General features: G+C 57.6%; 1 protein-coding gene. It reads left to right on the forward strand.

Annotated elements, in window-relative coordinates:
- The coding region (locus AC5V8P_RS25610) for an AMP-binding protein (protein ID WP_495474058.1) at window positions 1–1,327 on the forward strand (1,327 nt) is incomplete at both ends.

Genomic DNA, 1,327 nt, shown 5'->3' on the forward strand with positions numbered 1-1,327 from the left:
TATGTGGAGCAGCAGCCACGGGAAGTGATGCAAGCGAAGCTAGCAACGCTACGCCATGTTTTTGCCAGCGGCGAAGCCTTGCCGCCACAGCATGTGGCCCGGTTCCAGCGGCTTGTGTCGAGCCTGACCGGAGCGAAGCTGGTCAACCTGTATGGTCCGACCGAAGCGACGGTGGACGTATCGTACTTCGATTGCGAGCCGGATGAGGAATATGCGGTGATCCCGATCGGGAAACCGATTCAAAATATCCGTCTATACATCGTGAAGGAAGGCACGGAGCAATTGCAGCCGATTGGGGTTGCGGGTGAGCTGTGCATCGGCGGTGTCGGCGTAGCCCGAGGGTATCTGAACCGTCCGGAGCTGACGGCCGAGAAATTTGTGAAAGATCCGTTTGCCGGCGGGGAAGCCGGATACGAACGGATGTACCGCACCGGCGATTTGGCGAGATGGATGCCGGACGGAAACATTGAATATCTGGGCCGGATCGACCATCAGGTGAAAATCCGCGGGTACCGGATTGAGCTGGGCGAGGTCGAAACGCAGCTGCTGCAAGTGGATTCGGTACGAGAAGCGGTTGTCATGGCTCGTGCAGACGAAACGGGCCAAAAACAAATGGTGGCCTACTATGTCGCGGGACAAGAGCTAGGAGCCAGCGAGCTGAGAAGTGAGCTGGGCCGAGAGCTGCCAAGCTACATGGTACCGTCCTACTTTGTACAGCTGGAGCAAATGCCGCTGAGTCCCAATGGCAAAATCGACCGCAAAGCACTGCCAGCACCGGAAGGCAGCCTGCAAACTGGAGTCGATTATGCCGAGCCGCGTACGGCGCAAGAACGCGCTTTGGTAGCGGTCTGGCAGTCGGTGCTGGGGCTACAGACGGTCGGTATTTTGGACAATTTCTTTGATCTGGGCGGCGATTCCATCAAGGCCATCCAAATCGCATCCCGTACGTTCCAGGCGGGCTATAAGCTGGACATGAAGGATTTGTTCCAGTATCCAACGGTTGCAGCCCTGGCCCCGCATATGCAAGAGGTCCGCCGTATAGCAGGTCAAGAAGAAGTCAGCGGGGAAACGGCGCTGCTTCCAATCCAGCACTGGTTCTTTGCCCAAGAGCGCGAGCGTCCGCAGCACTTTAATCAGGCGGTCATGCTCTATCGCGCTGAGGGCTTTGAGGAGACGGCGATTCGCCAAGTCATGGACCACCTCGTGAAGCACCATGATGCGCTGCGTACAGTCTTCCGTCCAGATGCCTCGGGTTATACGGCTTGGACACGCCGTGTAGAGGAGGGCGCGCTGTATACGCTGGAAATGGTGGATTACCGTGAACAGC

It is taken from the genome of Paenibacillus sp. N119s (assembly GCF_059447605.1).